The sequence below is a fragment of the Mesorhizobium sp. M1A.T.Ca.IN.004.03.1.1 genome (assembly GCF_003997555.1).
In the GTDB taxonomy this organism is placed as follows: Bacteria; Pseudomonadota; Alphaproteobacteria; order Rhizobiales; family Rhizobiaceae; genus Mesorhizobium.
Genome location: NZ_RZTV01000751.1, coordinates 1 through 251 on the forward strand (window position 1 = coordinate 1; position 251 = coordinate 251).

General features: G+C 58.2%; 1 protein-coding gene. It reads left to right on the forward strand.

The genetic code is table 11. From position 1 onward, the window contains the following. A partial coding sequence (locus EOD29_RS36760; protein ID WP_206520598.1) for a hypothetical protein occupies nt 1–196 on the forward strand: 196 nt, incomplete at its 5' end. Nucleotides 197–251 lie beyond the last annotated feature (55 nt).

Here is a 251-nt window from a genome sequence, read left to right on the forward strand (position 1 = left end):
ATCGGTTTTGGATGACAATGCCAGAGTATTCTACGGTCCAATAGCCCAGGTCCGTCCGGACGACAGGCTCGACGCCACCCAGCGATCTGCCGCCGGACCTTGTGAATGGCACAAGGCACGGGGCAACTTGCTGGGGCGTGAGGGTGCAGAACGGCCATTCGATGATATCGACCATATGCCCTACCCGTTCCTGTAATCGCCGCCGGCGCTGTCGTTTTGGTATTTCGCCATCGTCGGAACGACTTGCTGAT